The organism is Inquilinus sp. CAU 1745, from assembly GCF_039839375.1.
Classification (GTDB): domain Bacteria; phylum Pseudomonadota; class Alphaproteobacteria; order DSM-16000; family Inquilinaceae; genus JBDOQU01.
In genome coordinates, this window is the sequence record NZ_JBDOQU010000001.1 from 77,724 (window position 1) to 92,432 (window position 14,709).

A 14,709-nucleotide genomic window follows, 5' to 3' on the forward strand; every position below is an offset into this window, starting at 1 on the left:
TGCGGGGGAGGGAGTCTAATAGCCCCCTCTCCTGCTTGCGGGAGAGGGGGTTGGGGGTGAGGGTGGTTCGGCTCACTCCGCCGGGGCCTTGGTCACGTCGTGGAGGAGCAGCAGGAAGGAGGGCTGCAGTTCGAAGTTCTGGACCTCGTCCGTTGAGACGGCGTTCTGCTGCCAGCTCGCGATGAAGGCCCAGGGGGCGTCCTCGTAGACGATCTCCTGCATCTCCTTGTAGAGACGGGCGCGCTCCTCCTGGTCGGTGGAGGTGCGGGCCTGCTCCAGCAGGGCGTCGACCTCCGGATTGGAGTAGTAGCCGGAGTTGAAGCCGCCATCCTCCGGCATCGCCTCGGACCGGAGCGCCAGGAAGGGCAGGGTGTCTGGATCGTTGGTCATCCAGGACATCTCCGCCATGTCGGCCTTGCCCTCCAGACCGGAGTTCACCTCCGCCAGGAAGGTGTTCCACTCGTATGTCTCGATCTCCGCATTGATGCCGACCTCCGCCAGATCGGCCTGAATGGCCGTGCCCATGGCGACGGGATCGAGCATGCCGGAGCCGCCTTCCGTGACGTAGAAGGTGACGTCCACGCCGTCGCCATAGCCCGCCTCCTCGATAAGCTGTCGAGCCTTCTCCGGATCATAAGGGTAGGGCTCCAGCTCCTCGTTGAACGCCCATTCGAAGGCGGCCGGCACCGGGCCGGTGGCGACCGTCGCCGTCCCCTGGAGGATTTCGTTGACCAGCGCTTCCTTGTCGATGGCGTAGTTGACCGCCTGCCGCATCAGCTTGTTGTCGAACGGCTCCTCCCGCATGTTGAGGATCAGGAACCAGAGATGCGGGCCCGCCTGCTCGTAGACGATGTAGTCGGGATTGTCGCGGAAGGCGGCGACCTGGTCGGGCGGCACCTCGACCATCAGGTCGATGTCGCCGGCCAGCAGGGCGCTGACCCGGGCGTTGGCGTCGGTCAGAGGGCGGAAGACCACGCCGCGCAGTTCCGGCGCGCCGTCCCAGTAATCCTCGTTCGCCTCCACCGCGACCTGCGTGTTGCTGTCCCAGCGGGCGAACTTGTAGGCGCCGGTGCCGGAAGGATTCCGGCCATAATCCTGGCCGTACTCCTCCACCGCTGAGGGGGAGACGATCAGGCCGGTCGGATAGGCGAGGTTCGACAGCAGGGGGGCGAACGGTTCGGTCAGATGGAAGCGGACGGTCAGCTCGTCCACCACCTCCGTCTCCTCGATCACGGAGAAGAAGAAGGCCAGCGGGAACGGCCCCGTGTCGTGATAGGGGTGGTTCTCGTCCAGCATCCGGTCGAAGTTGAACTTCACCGCTTCCGCATTGAAGGGCGAACCGTCATGGAAGGTGACGCCGTCGCGCAGGTGGAAGGTGTAGGTCTTGCCGTCCTCGCTGATCTCCCAGCTTTCGGCCAGCGCGGGCTCCACCTCCAGCGTGCCGTCGGCGAACCGGACCAGCCCGTCATAGATATTGACCAGGATGCGGAAGTCGTTGACCGCCGTGACCGTGTGCGGATCCAGGGATTTGGGTTCGGCGATCTGTCCCACGACCAGGACGTCCGGCGGGGTTTCCGCCTGGGCGGGGGCCATCCCCACCGTGAGGGCGCCGAGCGAGAGGCTGGCGGCCAGAGCTGTGGCGAGCGTGGCGCCCTTGAAAGCGCGTCCCATCCAGGTCATCGGGGAAACCTCCATGTCTTGTCGTTCATGGGCCGGATTCGGCCGCGAGCTTCGCGTTCCTCTCGAAAAATCCAGGACCCAGCCTGTCACAACAAACTGTCGAGTCATACCCCTAGCCTGTCAAGGTTTATCATGATAAACCGCATAAACATGATTGAATCGAACCCGCCGACGGCCCGCCGTTCGCCGCCCCGCAAGCGGTCGGATCTGGTCGCGGATCAGATGAAGGGCTGGATCATGAGCCGGGGTCTGGCGCCGGGGGACCGGCTGCCGCCGGAGCGGGATCTGATCGATCTGTTCGGCGTGTCGAAAAGCACGGCGCGGGAGGCGCTGAGGTCGCTGGAGGTCCAGGGACTCGTCCGCATCTCCACCGGCCCGCCGGGCGGCGCGATCGTCACCGCGGTGACAGAGGGCAGGGCGCTCAGCCTGCTCGGCAACTATTTCTATTTCAGCAATCTCGGCCTCGGCGACATCTATGCGGTGCGGCGGGTTCTGGAGCCCGAACTGGCGGCGTCGGTCGCGGGACGGCTGGACGAGGCGCAACTCGACCGGCTGGAGGCGCTGAACGAGGAATGCAGCCATCAGCCGTCGACGCGCGCGGAGGAACACCGGCAGCGCCTGGTCGAACTGGAATTCCACGATTTGCTTGCCGAGGCGACCGAGAACCGACTGCTGGGCTTCCAGTGCCGGTTCATCAACGCCGTGCTGCGCGACTGCATCGTCTACCGCAAGCTTTACGGGCCGGAGGAGGACCGTCAGGCGCCGACCGACGAGGTGCGGCCGATGGCGGAGTCCGGACTAGACCATCACCAGAAGCTCATGGCCGCCTTCCGCGAAGGCGACGCCGAGCAGGCGCGATCGGTGATGGCCGAACACATGGCGGAGGCCCAGTCTCATATGGAGCGGCTGGAGGCGGTCATCGAAGCCCTGATCGTCGACGAACCCAGCGGCGTCACCTGGCTCGCGCCCCATCGCCGGACCGGCGCATGACCTTCTCCATCCTCGCTGTGGAGCCCGACCGCCGCCGGATCGGCCTCGCCATCGCCAGCCGTTTCCTCGCCGTCGGTTCCTACTGCCTCTACGCGCGCGGCGGCGTCGGGGCGGTCGTGACCCAGGGGCTGGGCAATCCGGTGCTGGGCGTGCGGGGGCTGGAACTGTTGGGCAGGGGAGAAGCGCCCGCCGCCGCTCTGGACGCGCTGCTTGCGGATGATGCGCAGGCGGACTGGCGTCAGACCATGATCGCCTCCATCGATGGCCGCATCGCTGCGCGCACCGGCTCGCAGTGTGGCGCATGGGCCGGGGAGGCGGTGGACGGGACGGTCGCCGTCGCGGGAAACCTGCTTAATGGCCCTTCGGTGGTGGAGCGCGTGCTGGAAGCCTTTCGCGCCTCTCCGTCTTCGACATTGGCGGATAGGCTTATGGACGCGCTGTCAGCGGGGCAGTCGGAGGGCGGCGACTGGCGGGGGATGCAGGCGGCCGCTCTTCAGATCTGGCCGGACGAATGCTATCCGGAGGTCGATCTCAGGGTCGACGACCATCCCGATCCGATCGCCGAGCTTCGCCGCCTCCACCGCCGGCACCTGTCGGAGGACGTCCAGCAGGTCCGCGCCACCATGCCGACCAATACCAACTCGACGCCGTCCTATCCGCCCGTCGGCGATATCTCGGCGAGTCTTAAGACCAATCAGGAGCTAGAGGAATGACCGGTTTTGCGCTGCCCGAAATCCAGGCGATAGGGGCGGAGATCATGGCCCGTGCCGAGACTCTGGGCGCGATCAGCGAGGGCGGCCCTGGCGTCACCCGCCTGACCTGCACGCCGGAGCATCGGCGGGCCTTTGAGGTCATCCACGGCTGGATGGCGGAGGCCGGCATGACCAGCCATGTCGACGCTGTCGGCAATCTGGTCGGCCGTTACGACGGAGCTGAGCCGGGCGCGCCGGCCCTTATGTCCGGATCGCACCAGGACACCGTCCGGCAGGGCGGCAAGTATGACGGGATGCTGGGTTTCCTCGTGCCGTTGAGCGGCGTCGCCGCGCTCCACAAGGCCGGAATCCGGTTCCCCTTCGCGATCGAGATTCCGATCTTCTCCGACGAGGAAGGCGTGCGCTACGGCACCAGCCTGTTTGGGTCGAAGGCGCTGGCCGGCACCTTCGACTTGGCGGAACTGGAGCGTGTGGACGCCAACGGAATCACGCTGCGCCAGGCGCTGGTCGATTTCGGCTGCGATCCCGATGCCATCCCGGCCATCGCCCGCCGGCCGGAGGACGTGTTGGCTTTCCTTGAGGTCCACATTGAGCAGGGCCCCGTCCTGGAGGCGGAAGGGCTGCCGATCGGCGTGGTCGACGCCTTCGCCGGCGGCGACCGGATCAGGGTCACGGTGACAGGGGACGCCGGTCATGCCGGCACGGTTCCGATGGGTCGTCGGAAGGATGCGCTGACAGCGGCGTCGGAGATGGTGCTGGCGGTGGAGGAGATGGCCGCCGCCGACGGGCTCGTCGGCACGGTCGGCTGGCTGGAGGTCAAGCCGGGCGCGATCAACGTCATTCCCGGATCGGTCGCCTTCACGATCGATCTGCGTGGACCGGATGATGGAGAGCGGCGTCGCGTGCGGGGGCTGCTGCTGGAGAGGCTGTCGGAGATCGCGGCCCGGCGCGGCGTTTCGGCGGAGATGGAGAACATCTACGAGATCCTGGCGCAGCGCTGCACGCCCTGGATGGTCCGGCAGGCCGAGGCGGCCGTGCGGGCGGAAGGGGTGGAGCCGCTGACCCTCTATTCCGGGGCCGGCCATGACGCCATGGCGATGGCCGACCTGACGGCGATCGCCATGCTGTTCGTCCGCTGCCTCAGGGGCGTCAGCCACAATCCGGCGGAATCGATCACGACCGAGGACGCCGGGACGGCGGCGCGGACCTGGCTGCGCTTCGTTCAAGATTTCAGGCCGGAGCCGATCAGCGACCGGTAGATCGGCTTCGCCAGCGCGGGCAGGACATAGATCGGCACCTGGGCGACGGCGAGGTAGAGCAGCAGATCCTCCCCGCCCAATCCGCCGGCCAGCGCGAAGATCAGCGCCATGTTCCTGTTGCCGGACATGAGCGCGATGCTGGCCGCCATACGACGCCCGGCCATCCAGAACAGCCCCAGCGCCGCCGCCTGGAGGCCGACATTGGCGAGGATGGCGACGGCGAGGAACAGCAGCACCGTCGCCGGATCGGCCAGCAGCCGGGCCATCATGCCGTCCATGACCGCGATGGCGAAGACCAGAAGCGCGATGACGGTCGCTCCGGCGATCGCGTCGTCATGGCGGGCAAGCGTCGCTTCGCTCGCAATCCGCCGTATGATGATGGCGGCGGCGAAGGGAAGGGCGATGAACCAGCCAACCCGCGCGGCGAAGGCGGCCGGGGACACCGCCATCTCCAGGTCGATCAGCCAGTAGGCGAGCGGCGGGATGGTCAGCGGCAGCAGCAGCGTGCCGATGACGACCACCACAATCGACAGCGGCGCGTCGAGGTCCAGAAGCTGCGCGAAGGCGGCCGACGACATGATGGGGGAGGCCGCAGCGTTGAGCGTCAGCGCGACCAGCAGCCCCGCCGGCAGGCCGACCGCCGCGCCGATCGCGTAGGCCAGGACGGGCGACAGCAGCAATTGCCAGCCGACCGCCAGCCCGACGATGCCCGGCCGTCGTGCCTGCGCGGCCACCGCCCGCCAGTCCAGCCGGACGAGCGCCAGGGTCAGCATGGCGATGATGGACGGCAGCAGCAGCGGCTGGAGCATCGAAGCCAGCGGCGGCGCCAGCAGTCCAGCGAAAATGCCGATGGCGAGCGCAGGCGTGGCGATTCGGGCGAGCGCGGGCAGGGCGCGTGACGGCATCGAATCCCGCGCCGGCTCAGGCCGCGATCAGGCCGGTCGTGTCGCCGTCCAGAACCAGTATCTTCATCAATCCATCCTTGTTGCCCGGAAAATGGGCGCTCGCGGCCGCCGTTCGTCAACCCCTCCATGGTTGGCCATGCATGGTTGGCAGGACGCCGAAAATTGTTCAGCATGAGGGAATCAACCGGGACAACCCGGAACTTCAAGGAATGGGGAGGGTGCGAGATGCGTTTCGGGACCACGATGGCGGCGAGCGCCGCGTTCCTGCTGACGGCGGGAACGGCGGCGGCGGAGAACTGGGACCTTCCGGCGGCTTATCCGGCGAGCAACTACCACACCGAAATCCTCGAAAGCTTCGCCGATTCGGTGGAGGAGAATACCGGCGGCGAAATCACCATCACCGTCCACGCCAACGGCTCGCTCTACAAGGGCGACGAGATCAAGCGCGCGGTCCAGACCGGGCAGGCGCAGATCGGCGAACGGCTGATCTCCGCCCTGGCGAACGAGGACCCGCTGTTCGGGCTGGACGCCGTGCCGTTCCTGGCCTCGGACTTCGACAGTGCGCGCCGCCTCTACGAAGCTTCCAAGCCGGCGCTGGTCGACCTCCTGGCTGAACAGAACCTGCATTTCCTCTATGCGATCCCCTGGCCGCCGCAGGGCCTCTACACCCAGCAACCGATCAATTCGGCCTCCGACATGGAGGGCGTGACCTTCCGCGCCTATAACCCGGCGACGGCCCGGCTGGCTGAGCTGACCGGCGCGGTGCCGACCCAGATCGAGGCCGCGGAAGTCACGCAGGCCTTCGCCACCGGCACGGTCGAAAGCATGATCTCCTCCGGCGCCACCGGCTACGACACTAAGCTGTGGGAGCATGCGGAGTATTTCTACGACGTGCAGGCCTGGCTGCCGAAGAACATGGTGTTCGTGAACGCCGATGTCTGGGAAGGGCTGACCGACGACCAGCGTTCGGCGATCGAGGCCGCGGCGGCGGAGGCCGAGACGGCCGGCTGGGCCAAGGCCGAGGAACTGGCCCAATGGTACAAGGACGAGCTGGCGGCCAACGGCATGACGGTCGAGGCGCCCAGTGAAGAGCTCAAGGCCGACCTGACCGCCATCGGCGAGACGATGACGGAGGAATGGCTGGCGAGCGCCGGGGAGACCGGGCGGGAGATCATTGACGCCTACCGGGGGAACTGACCTGGCTTCCTTCCGTCCGGCGACGGGGCGCGGTCGCCGATGACCTCGCCCCTTTCGCCCCTCTACCGAATCTGCGGCGGGCTTGCCGCCTTCTTCCTGGTGATGATCGCGGTCTTGACCGGGCTCTCCATCGTCTCCCGGCTGATGGGCTTCACCGTCCTGGGGCTGACTGCCTATGCCGGCTACTGCATGGCCGCCTCCAGCTTTCTCGCGCTGGCCTATACTTTCGGCCATGGCGGCCACATCCGGGTCAGCCTGCTGCTCACCCGGCTGAAGGGCAGAGCGCGGTATTGGGCCGAACTCTGGTGCCTCGCCGCCGCAACGTTCTTCGCCGGCTATCTCGCCTGGTACTCCATCCGCATGGTCCAGGTGTCGCTCAAGATCAACGACATCAGCCAGGGGACCGACGCCACGCCGCTCTGGATACCGCAGATCGGCATGGCGGCGGGATCGACCGTCCTGGCGATAGCCATCCTCGACCGGCTGATCCAGGTGGCCCGCGGCGCGCCGATCGTCGACGACGATCCGGAACTCCAAAGCGAATGACGGACGGGAGATTTCGTTTTGGATGAATTCCTGCTGATCGGCGTCTTCCTCGCCGTCCTCTTCTTCTTCCTGGGCAGCGGCATCTGGGTTGGCCTGTCGCTGCTTGGCGTGGCGCTGGTGGGGATGGAGATGTTCACCTCCCGTCCGGCCGGCGACGCGATGGTGACCACCATCTGGACGGCAAGCTCCTCCTGGACGCTGACGGCGCTGCCGATGTTCATCTGGATGGGGGAGATCCTGTTCCGCACGCGCCTCAGCGAGGATCTGTTCCGGGGGCTCTCCCCCTGGCTCAGCCGGCTGCCGGGCGGACTGCTCCACGTCAATATCGCCGGCTGCACCCTGTTCGCCGCCATCTCCGGCTCCTCCGCCGCGACGGTGGCGACGGTCGGCAAGATGGCGATCCCTGAACTTCGCCGGCGGAATTATCCCGAAGGCCTCATCATCGGCACGCTGGCCGGGGCGGGTACGCTGGGCCTTCTGATCCCGCCCTCGATCATCCTGATCGTCTATGGCGTGACGGTGAACCAGTCGATCGCGCAGCTTTTCATCGCCGGCATCCTGCCGGGGGTCATGCTGGCCAGCCTGTTCATGGGCTACATCCTGTTCGCCGCCCTCCGCCGGCCGGACCAGATGCCATCGATCGAACATTCCGGTTCCTGGCGGCAGCGATTCCGGGAATCGGTCTTCCTGCTACCCGTCCTCCTGCTGATCGGCGCGGTGCTGGGATCGATCTATACCGGCGTCGCCACTGCGACGGAGGCCGCGGCCATCGGCGTCGCCGGCGCGCTCCTCCTTTCGGCCTTCCAGGGGTCGCTCACGCGCGAAAGCTTCATCGCGAGCCTGATGGGCGCGACCCGCACCTCCTGCATGATCGCGCTGATCCTCGCGGGATCCGCCTTCCTGACGCTGGCGATGGGCTTCACCGGCCTGCCGCGCCATCTGGCGGGGGCGATCGCGGCGATGGAGTTGTCGCCGCTCACCCTCATCATCGCGCTCACCATCTTCTACATCGTTCTCGGCTGCTTCCTGGATGGTATCTCGTCGGTCGTGCTGACCATGGCCGTCGTGGAGCCCATCGTCCGCGCCGCGGGGATCGACCTCATCTGGTTCGGCATCTTCGTCGTGCTGGTGGTGGAGATGGCGCAGATCACGCCGCCGGTCGGCTTCAACCTGTTCGTGCTCCAGGGGATGACCGGCCACCAGATCACCTACATCGCGAAGGTCGCCTTCCCTATGTTCCTGGTGATGTGCCTGGCGGTCGCGCTCATCATCATGGTGCCCGAGATCGCGACCTGGCTGCCGGCTCATATGTAGCGGTCCTACTCTTTTGCGGACGCTAGCGAAGGTCGGGGCAACCGCGCTCCTGGATCCCGGATCAAGTCCGGGATGATGTTGTTTTTGTTGGTCATTCCGGACTTGATCCGGAATCCATAAACCCTCGCTACCCGCTGGCGGGCCGTCATTCAGGCCGGAAAGCTGATCTTCTTCCCGTCGTTTACGACAGGGCTAGCACCTCGTAGACATCCTCCGCCGGCATGGCGACGAGCCTGCCGGCCATTTCCTGCTTCAGTTCGACAAGCCGGGCCTCCTCGGCCTCGTCCAGGCCAATCGCGGCCTTCTGGCGCAGGATGTCTATGAATTCCTGCCGCACCAGCCCCGGCTTCGCGCCCAGATCGATCGTGCGGCCCTCATGGCCGATGCGGAAGAAATAGCGGCCGCTCGGCGCTTCCGGAACGGAAGGGGCCTCGAAGCCGGTATCGACCGTGTAGCGGCCGGCGGTGACGGCGCGGGTGACCATCTCGATCGCGTCGCGCGCGCCGGGGCCGGGGAAGGCGGTGAAGACCGTGAAGGTGCCGCGCCGCGGCGGCCGGTCGGGCGACAGGGCGGAGAATGCCCGCTGCAGCATCTTCAGCCCGTGCGCCACGCCGCCGATCGAATGGCGGCCGTGATATTTCAGCAAATCGTCGAAGGTGATGCGCAGGATGTCGCCACGGTCGGCAACCTCGATCCAGTCGGTCATCGGGAATCCAATAGGTTAAGCGAAAAATCTCAGGCGATGGTGTCGCGCAGCCAGGGCAGGAAGCGGTCCAGGAACCGCGTCGCCGCCGGCATGAAGAAGCTGCCATGGTGGTAGCAGGGGTCCAGCGTCGTGGCGAGCAGCCGGCCGCCGAAATTCGCCCGGTCCTCCAGCAGGATGGAGCCGCCCTCCTGGCAGTCGACGATGGAGGTGACACCGTCCGCCGGGGTGAAGTAGCCATGATAATGCCAGGTCGCGTCGCGAAGCGTCATGTGCTCCATCAGGGGATGATCCGGCGCGGGATTGGCCAGGTTCAGACTCGCGCCCGGCTCCAGCCACCACCAGAAGTTCGCGTCCGTATGGGTCCAGGTCAACGGCAGCCAGGTATGGGCCTCGCATTCGCCCATCACGACCAGCGTGCCGCCATCCTCCAGATAGCGGCGGAGGCGCGTCTCATGCCGGCGCAGCAGGTTGGGGTTGGAGCGGCTGGTGACGTAGAGCGCCTCCGTCCGATCCAGCGGTTCCTGATCGAAATCCGGCAGATAGATGACCCGGTCGAAATAGCGCCCGAACCGCGCGCCCCGCAGGGTTTCGTCGTGATAGTAGGTGCCATCGTCCAGCGCGGTCAGCCGGGTCATGCCGACAGCCTCTCCGACGGCGCGGGGCGGGTTTCCAGCCAGTCCAGGAGCTGAGCCGCGATCCGGCTGACTGTGGAGTTCTCCCGCGCATACATCCAGAGATCGTTGCCGCCATGGGCCAGCAGGACTCCGCCGCGCGGCCGCTGCCACAGCCAGTCGATCGGCGCCTTGTCGCCGGCCAGCCTGTTCAGCACGACCGATCCCGGCGGAGGCGGGTTGTGGCCGCGCCCGTAGAAGCCCGCGACGCCCCGACGAAGGAGCATGTCGCCTTCCTCTACGCCCTCGAACACGGGGTGCGCGGCGACGCGGATCACCGCCAGGTCCTTCGGGCCGGGCTTGTCTAGCGGCACGAACCGCCGGAGGTCGGGCAGGAAGAAATGGGCGACATGGCCGTTGAAGACGATCGTCCCGCCTCGATCCATATAGCCTTCCAGCACATCCCGGCATCGAAGGAGGTGGCGCTGGTCGGCATGCATGGAGATGAGCAGGCCGCGACAATCGTCGAGGTCGAGCGTCGCCAGATCATAGATCGTTTCAGCCCGCACCCGGCTCTGAGCGGCGGGGAGATCGAGGAATGCCGGCCGATCGGAAGGTCCGCGCGCCAGATAGATTATGCTTTCGGTCACGCGAACACCGGCAGGACGGCGCGCAGCGTCTGCCCCTCATGGTCCAGATCGATCGCGCGGACAGGAACGCCGTAGAGCCTGGCCAGCTTCGCTTCGGTCATGATCGCATCCCGGGGGCCGATCTCGTAGTCATCCACGTCATGCATCAGCATCACCTTGTCCGCTACCTGCTGGGCGTGCTGGGGCATGTGCGTCGAGAAGATAACCGTCAGGCCGCCATCCGCCAAGGTGCGGAGCGTCCTGAGAAGCGTGTGCTGATGCCGGAAATCCAGCGCCGAGGCCGGCTCGTCCAGCATCAGGATATCGCAGCCGGCGGCTAGGGCACGGGCGATCAGCACCCGTTGCCGTTCCCCGCCCGACAGCGCCGCCATCGTTCGCTGGGCCAGGTGCAGGCCATCCAGTTGCGCCAGAGCCTGGCGCGCGGCGTCGAAATCGGCGCGGCCGGGAGATCTGAACAACCCCAGATGCCGGGCGCGGCCCATCACCACCATGTCCAGCACGCGATAGGGGAAGGGGGTTTCACCGGTCTGCGGCACATATCCCGTCTCGCCGTCCAGCCTGACGGTTCCGCGCGCCGGCGTCGCCAGCCCCAGCAGGCATTTGATCAGCGTCGTCTTGCCCCGCCCGTTGGGGCCGAGGATCGTGAGGATTTCGCCCTTGCCGAGGCTGAGGCCATGCCCGCGAAACACCCAGCCGCCGTCGCCATAGCGGAACGACAGATCCTCCGCCAGGACGCGCTGCCCCATCATCGCCACCCCCGCCCATGGGACCGGCGCAGCAGCCAGGCGAAGACCGGCGCGCCGATGATCGCGGTCAGCACGCCCAGCGGGATTTCCGCCGCCGACGCGCTGCGCGCCACCGTGTCGACGACGATGACGTAGCCCGCCCCCAGCAGCGCGGACGCCGGCAGCAGGGCGCGGTGATCGGGGCCGACCATCATCCGAGCGATGTGGGGCACCACGAGGCCCACCCAGCTCACGATGCCGGCGACCGCCACCGAAGCGGCCGTGATGGCGGTGACGCATAGCAGCACCAGCCAGCGCGTCCGCTCCACGCGCACGCCGATCGCCGAGGCTTCCTCGTCGCCCAGCGACAGGACGTTGACGCGGAACCGCATCAGCATCAGCGGAACACCGCCCAGGAATAGGGCAAGGGAGAAGATACCCAGCTTGCCGTAATCGGCGCTGGAGAAGCTGCCCATCAGCCAATAGACGATAGCCGGCAGGGCGTCCTCCGGATCGGCGACGTATGTGACGAGCGAGACCATGGCGGAGAAGAAGGATCCCGTCACCACGCCCGCCAGCACCAGCATCAGCACCGGGGCGGAGCCGCCGACCCGCGCCAGCCCGTAGGCGATCACCATGCCGGCAAGGCCGAAGAAGAACGCACCGCCCAGCAGCGCCGTGCTTCCCGCCGCCAGCATGATCGCCAGCGCCCCGCCGAACGCCGCCCCGGCGGAGACGCCGACGATGTCCGGGCCGACCAGCGGGTTGCGGAAGATGCCCTGCAACGCGGCGCCGGAAAGCGCCAGCCCCGCGCCGGCAAGGCCGGCGAGCGCGATTCGCGGCACGCGGATCAGTTCCACCACCCGCCGCTCAACGTCGGTCCAGACGGGGTCGATCGGCAGCAGGTTGCTGCCCAGGATGCCCAGCACGTGGCCCGGCGGCACGGCGTACCGGCCGAGACCGATCGCGATCACCGCCACGGCCAGGACGGCCAGCACCAGTAGCGGCCAGAACAGCGCCGCCCGCAGGCGGCCGCCCTCTCGCTCGATCTGTTCCGTGACGATGGCGCTCATGATCCGGCAGTCAGCCTTCGAACCGTTCGTAGCCGGCGGACTGCCCGTTCATGTCGACGCGCAGGATCTCGTCGATCTGCTCCTCCGTCGGCGTCTGGCCGTAGATCCAGCCATAGCTTTCCCTGATCTCCTCCCGGATCGGATAGTCGACCGCGTCGCCATGGATGATCATGGCCAGCCAGTGCCAGGAGAGAGGGGATTCGTGGCTGGGCGGATCCCAGCGATAGCCGCCCAAAGGCATCATATAGACCCGCCGGTTCTCCACCGCGGAGATGCCGGCCATCTGCGGATCGTCATAGACATCCTGCGGGTCCAGCCCTTCCTCGAAATTGTTCAGCAGGATGACGTCGGGATTCCAGGCCAGGACCTGCTCGATATTGACGGCGGTCCAGCCGGAGAGGTCCGCGGCCGGATTGACGCCGCCGGCGGCCTCGACCGCCCAGGCCTGATAGGTGCCGGTCCCCGGCGCCCTCAGTTCGGAGAGGAAGCGGCCCAGATAAAGCACTGTCGGACGGTCTTCTTTCGCGATCTCCTCGACCGTTGACTGAAGCTCGGCAAGCGTCGTCCGGTGCCAGTCGATGAGGCGGTTCGCCTTCTCCTCCTCTCCGGCGACCTCGCCCATGATGCGCATCCACTCCTCGGCCTCCTCCTGGCTGCCATAGGTGAGGCCAATGACGTTGAGCCCGACATCGGTCATCGGGCTGATGACGTCCGCGCCCCGGTTCGCCCACTGGAAGACCAGGTCCGGATTGACGGCCAGCATCTCTTCCACGTTCGGGGCGAACTGCGTGCCGATCATGTCCGTCGGCACGTCCAGCGCGCCGGGGAAGAAGTCTCCGAGGATGCCTTCCGCGATCGCCGCCTTCGACTGCTGGTGCATTCCGGCCAGCCGGTCCGCCGATCCGTCGATGGCTATGAACATGGCCGCCGCCGGCATCGGCACCGTGACGACCCGCTCGGCCGGCCCGTCCAGGACGATTTCCGCGCCCGTCTGATCCGTGACGGTCACCGGCTCCTGCGCGTGGGCGACGCCGAGGATCGTCATCGGCGCGAGGATCGCGGTCGCCAGGAATCTTGCCGTCATCATAATCGATCCCGCTGTTTGAGAATGGCCCCGCATCTAGCGCGCCCGCCCCATCCTTTGCAAGTCATTCGCAATCTCACATTTCGAGGCACGAAACCGCCGACGCGGTGCCTTCACAGCGGCCCGGCGGCTGGGTAGTGTGCCGAAGGTCGCGAGGGCGGCCCAATCGCCGCGCCGCGACGCGCGGGATCAGGTCCGAACAGGGGGAGTAAGAGGGATGATCGATCTGGCGCGCCGCCCGATGCTGGCGCTGATGGGCATGGCTGTGGCGGCGACGATGGCGCCGGCGGTGTCGTTTGCCCAGGAGGATGACAAGGTTTCGGTCGCGGCGGTCTACACCGTGCCGATCGAGCAGCAATGGGTGAGCCGCATCCATCTGGCGCTGAACGCTGCCGAGGAACGCGGCGACATCGACTACGTCTATTCGGAGAACACGGCCAACACCGACTATGAGCGCGTGATGCGCGAATATGCGGAGCAGGGCGCGGAACTGATCATCGGGGAAGCCTTCGGCGTGGAGCGCGGGGCGCGGGAGGTCGCGTCACAATATCCGGAGATCGCCTTCCTCATGGGCTCCAGCTTGCCGCCGCAGGAGCCGAACTTCTCCGTCTTCGACAACTATATCCATGAGCCCGCCTACCTGACCGGCCTCGTCGCCGGATCGATCACGGAAAGCGGGATCATCGGCATGGTCGGCGGTTATCCGATCCCGGAGGTCAACCGGCTGATGAACGCCTTCATGGCCGGCGCGCGGGAAGTCCGGCCGGACGTGGAATTCGCCGTCACCTTCATCGGCTCCTGGTACGATCCGCCGAAGGCCAAGGAAGCCGCCTTCGCCATGATCGACGCGGGCGCGGACGTGCTCTACGCTGAACGGTTCGGCGTTTCGGATGCCGCCAAGGAGCGCGGCGTTTACGCCATCGGCAACGTGATCGACACGGCCGACGAATATCCCGGCACCGTCGTCGCCAGCGCCCTCTGGCATATGGAGCCGACGATCGACCGCGCGATCGAGGCGGTGCGCGAGGGCACATTCACGGCGGAGGATTACGGCGTCTACAGCCATATGGAATATGGCGGCGGCTCGCTCGCGCCCATGGACGCTTCGATCATCGGTCAGGACACCATCGATCTGGTGGAGCAGAAGAAGCAGGAGATCCTGGACGGCACGCTGGAGGTCGAGATCGACGACAGCGAACCCGTATCCTCCATGTAAGCACCCAAATCGCCATCCCCTCCCATCTGCACGGCGGGAG

The 14,709-nt window shown here is 66.8% G+C and carries 15 protein-coding genes; 7 read left to right on the forward strand and 8 right to left on the reverse strand.

The features are described 5' to 3' along the window. Nucleotides 1–72: 72 nt before the first annotated feature. Nucleotides 73–1,680: an ABC transporter substrate-binding protein gene (locus AAFN89_RS00365; protein WP_347534740.1), complete on the reverse strand. Its 1,608-nt coding sequence runs from the start codon at nt 1,678–1,680 to the stop codon at nt 73–75. A 150-nt stretch (nt 1,681–1,830) separates the two neighbouring features. On the opposite strand from AAFN89_RS00365, the gene AAFN89_RS00370 reads away from it, so the two are divergent. From AAFN89_RS00370 to AAFN89_RS00380, 3 genes are read left to right on the forward strand one after another with little or no spacing between them, the layout of a single operon-like run. After that, nucleotides 1,831–2,670: an FCD domain-containing protein gene (locus AAFN89_RS00370; RefSeq protein WP_347534742.1), complete on the forward strand. Its 840-nt coding sequence runs from the start codon at nt 1,831–1,833 to the stop codon at nt 2,668–2,670. Continuing rightward, nucleotides 2,667–3,383, forward strand: coding sequence for a DUF1028 domain-containing protein (locus AAFN89_RS00375; protein ID WP_347534744.1), 717 nt, complete (start codon nt 2,667–2,669; stop codon nt 3,381–3,383). The genes AAFN89_RS00370 and AAFN89_RS00375 overlap by 4 nt, the downstream gene beginning before the upstream one ends. Further along, nucleotides 3,380–4,642 (forward strand): allantoate amidohydrolase, encoded by a 1,263-nt coding sequence (locus AAFN89_RS00380; RefSeq protein ID WP_347534746.1) that lies wholly within the window; start codon nt 3,380–3,382, stop codon nt 4,640–4,642. Before AAFN89_RS00375 ends, AAFN89_RS00380 begins: the two co-directional genes overlap by 4 nt. Here AAFN89_RS00380 and AAFN89_RS00385 read toward each other — a convergent pair. Then, nucleotides 4,606–5,547 carry a hypothetical protein gene (locus tag AAFN89_RS00385; protein ID WP_347534748.1) on the reverse strand — a complete coding sequence of 314 codons (942 nt, stop codon included), beginning with the start codon at nt 5,545–5,547 and terminating at the stop codon, nt 4,606–4,608. The two genes, AAFN89_RS00380 and AAFN89_RS00385, sit on opposite strands and share 37 nt — an antisense overlap. Before the next feature lie 225 nt (nt 5,548–5,772). On the opposite strand from AAFN89_RS00385, the gene AAFN89_RS00390 reads away from it, so the two are divergent. From AAFN89_RS00390 to AAFN89_RS00400, 3 genes are read left to right on the forward strand one after another with little or no spacing between them, the layout of a single operon-like run. Further along, on the forward strand, nt 5,773–6,744 hold the full coding sequence (locus AAFN89_RS00390; RefSeq protein WP_347534750.1) for a TRAP transporter substrate-binding protein: 972 nt from the start codon (nt 5,773–5,775) through the stop codon (nt 6,742–6,744). Nucleotides 6,745–6,783: 39 nt separating this feature from the next. Then, nucleotides 6,784–7,290 carry a TRAP transporter small permease gene (locus AAFN89_RS00395; protein ID WP_347534752.1) on the forward strand — a complete coding sequence of 169 codons (507 nt, stop codon included), beginning with the start codon at nt 6,784–6,786 and terminating at the stop codon, nt 7,288–7,290. 18 nt (nt 7,291–7,308) lie between these two features. Then, nucleotides 7,309–8,604: a TRAP transporter large permease subunit gene (locus AAFN89_RS00400; RefSeq protein ID WP_347534754.1), complete on the forward strand. Its 1,296-nt coding sequence runs from the start codon at nt 7,309–7,311 to the stop codon at nt 8,602–8,604. Between the two features lie 181 nt (nt 8,605–8,785). Here AAFN89_RS00400 and AAFN89_RS00405 read toward each other — a convergent pair whose 3' ends face one another. The 6 genes from AAFN89_RS00405 to AAFN89_RS00430 are packed head-to-tail and all read right to left on the reverse strand — an operon-like array spanning nt 8,786 to nt 13,453. Continuing rightward, a complete protein-coding gene (locus AAFN89_RS00405) occupies nt 8,786–9,310 on the reverse strand; it encodes a hypothetical protein (protein ID WP_347534756.1) in 525 nt (174 codons plus the stop codon). A 29-nt stretch (nt 9,311–9,339) separates the two neighbouring features. Beyond that, the gene (locus tag AAFN89_RS00410) at nt 9,340–9,945 is read right to left on the reverse strand and encodes a hypothetical protein (protein ID WP_347534758.1); all 606 of its coding nucleotides are present in this window, start codon (nt 9,943–9,945) and stop codon (nt 9,340–9,342) included. Further along, nucleotides 9,942–10,571, reverse strand: coding sequence for a hypothetical protein (locus AAFN89_RS00415; RefSeq protein ID WP_347534760.1), 630 nt, complete (start codon nt 10,569–10,571; stop codon nt 9,942–9,944). The genes AAFN89_RS00410 and AAFN89_RS00415 overlap by 4 nt, the downstream gene beginning before the upstream one ends. Then, nucleotides 10,568–11,320: an ABC transporter ATP-binding protein gene (locus AAFN89_RS00420; RefSeq protein WP_347534762.1), complete on the reverse strand. Its 753-nt coding sequence runs from the start codon at nt 11,318–11,320 to the stop codon at nt 10,568–10,570. Before AAFN89_RS00420 ends, AAFN89_RS00415 begins: the two co-directional genes overlap by 4 nt. Next, a complete protein-coding gene (locus AAFN89_RS00425; protein WP_347534764.1) occupies nt 11,317–12,369 on the reverse strand; it encodes an iron ABC transporter permease in 1,053 nt (350 codons plus the stop codon). Before AAFN89_RS00425 ends, AAFN89_RS00420 begins: the two co-directional genes overlap by 4 nt. A 10-nt stretch (nt 12,370–12,379) precedes the next feature. Then, a complete protein-coding gene (locus tag AAFN89_RS00430) occupies nt 12,380–13,453 on the reverse strand; it encodes an ABC transporter substrate-binding protein (RefSeq protein ID WP_347534766.1) in 1,074 nt (357 codons plus the stop codon). A 217-nt stretch (nt 13,454–13,670) separates the two neighbouring features. Between AAFN89_RS00430 and AAFN89_RS00435 the strand changes: the two genes are divergently transcribed. Continuing rightward, the gene (locus tag AAFN89_RS00435) at nt 13,671–14,669 is read left to right on the forward strand and encodes a BMP family protein (RefSeq protein ID WP_347534768.1); all 999 of its coding nucleotides are present in this window, start codon (nt 13,671–13,673) and stop codon (nt 14,667–14,669) included. The last annotated feature ends 40 nt before the right edge of the window (nt 14,670–14,709 follow it).

What these genes read in the sequence shown, in the direction of transcription:
- AAFN89_RS00365 (WP_347534740.1), bottom strand. Translation starts at nt 1,680, where the DNA reads ATGACCTGGATGGGACGCGCTTTCAAGGGCGCCACGCTCGCCACAGCT.
- AAFN89_RS00370 (WP_347534742.1), top strand. Translation starts at nt 1,831, where the DNA reads ATGATTGAATCGAACCCGCCGACGGCCCGCCGTTCGCCGCCCCGCAAG.
- AAFN89_RS00375 (WP_347534744.1), top strand. Translation starts at nt 2,667, where the DNA reads ATGACCTTCTCCATCCTCGCTGTGGAGCCCGACCGCCGCCGGATCGGC.
- AAFN89_RS00380 (WP_347534746.1), top strand. Translation starts at nt 3,380, where the DNA reads ATGACCGGTTTTGCGCTGCCCGAAATCCAGGCGATAGGGGCGGAGATC.
- AAFN89_RS00385 (WP_347534748.1), bottom strand. Translation starts at nt 5,547, where the DNA reads ATGCCGTCACGCGCCCTGCCCGCGCTCGCCCGAATCGCCACGCCTGCG.
- AAFN89_RS00390 (WP_347534750.1), top strand. Translation starts at nt 5,773, where the DNA reads ATGCGTTTCGGGACCACGATGGCGGCGAGCGCCGCGTTCCTGCTGACG.
- AAFN89_RS00395 (WP_347534752.1), top strand. Translation starts at nt 6,784, where the DNA reads ATGACCTCGCCCCTTTCGCCCCTCTACCGAATCTGCGGCGGGCTTGCC.
- AAFN89_RS00405 (WP_347534756.1), bottom strand. Translation starts at nt 9,310, where the DNA reads ATGACCGACTGGATCGAGGTTGCCGACCGTGGCGACATCCTGCGCATC.
- AAFN89_RS00410 (WP_347534758.1), bottom strand. Translation starts at nt 9,945, where the DNA reads ATGACCCGGCTGACCGCGCTGGACGATGGCACCTACTATCACGACGAA.
- AAFN89_RS00420 (WP_347534762.1), bottom strand. Translation starts at nt 11,320, where the DNA reads ATGATGGGGCAGCGCGTCCTGGCGGAGGATCTGTCGTTCCGCTATGGC.
- AAFN89_RS00425 (WP_347534764.1), bottom strand. Translation starts at nt 12,369, where the DNA reads ATGAGCGCCATCGTCACGGAACAGATCGAGCGAGAGGGCGGCCGCCTG.
- AAFN89_RS00430 (WP_347534766.1), bottom strand. Translation starts at nt 13,453, where the DNA reads ATGACGGCAAGATTCCTGGCGACCGCGATCCTCGCGCCGATGACGATC.
- AAFN89_RS00435 (WP_347534768.1), top strand. Translation starts at nt 13,671, where the DNA reads ATGATCGATCTGGCGCGCCGCCCGATGCTGGCGCTGATGGGCATGGCT.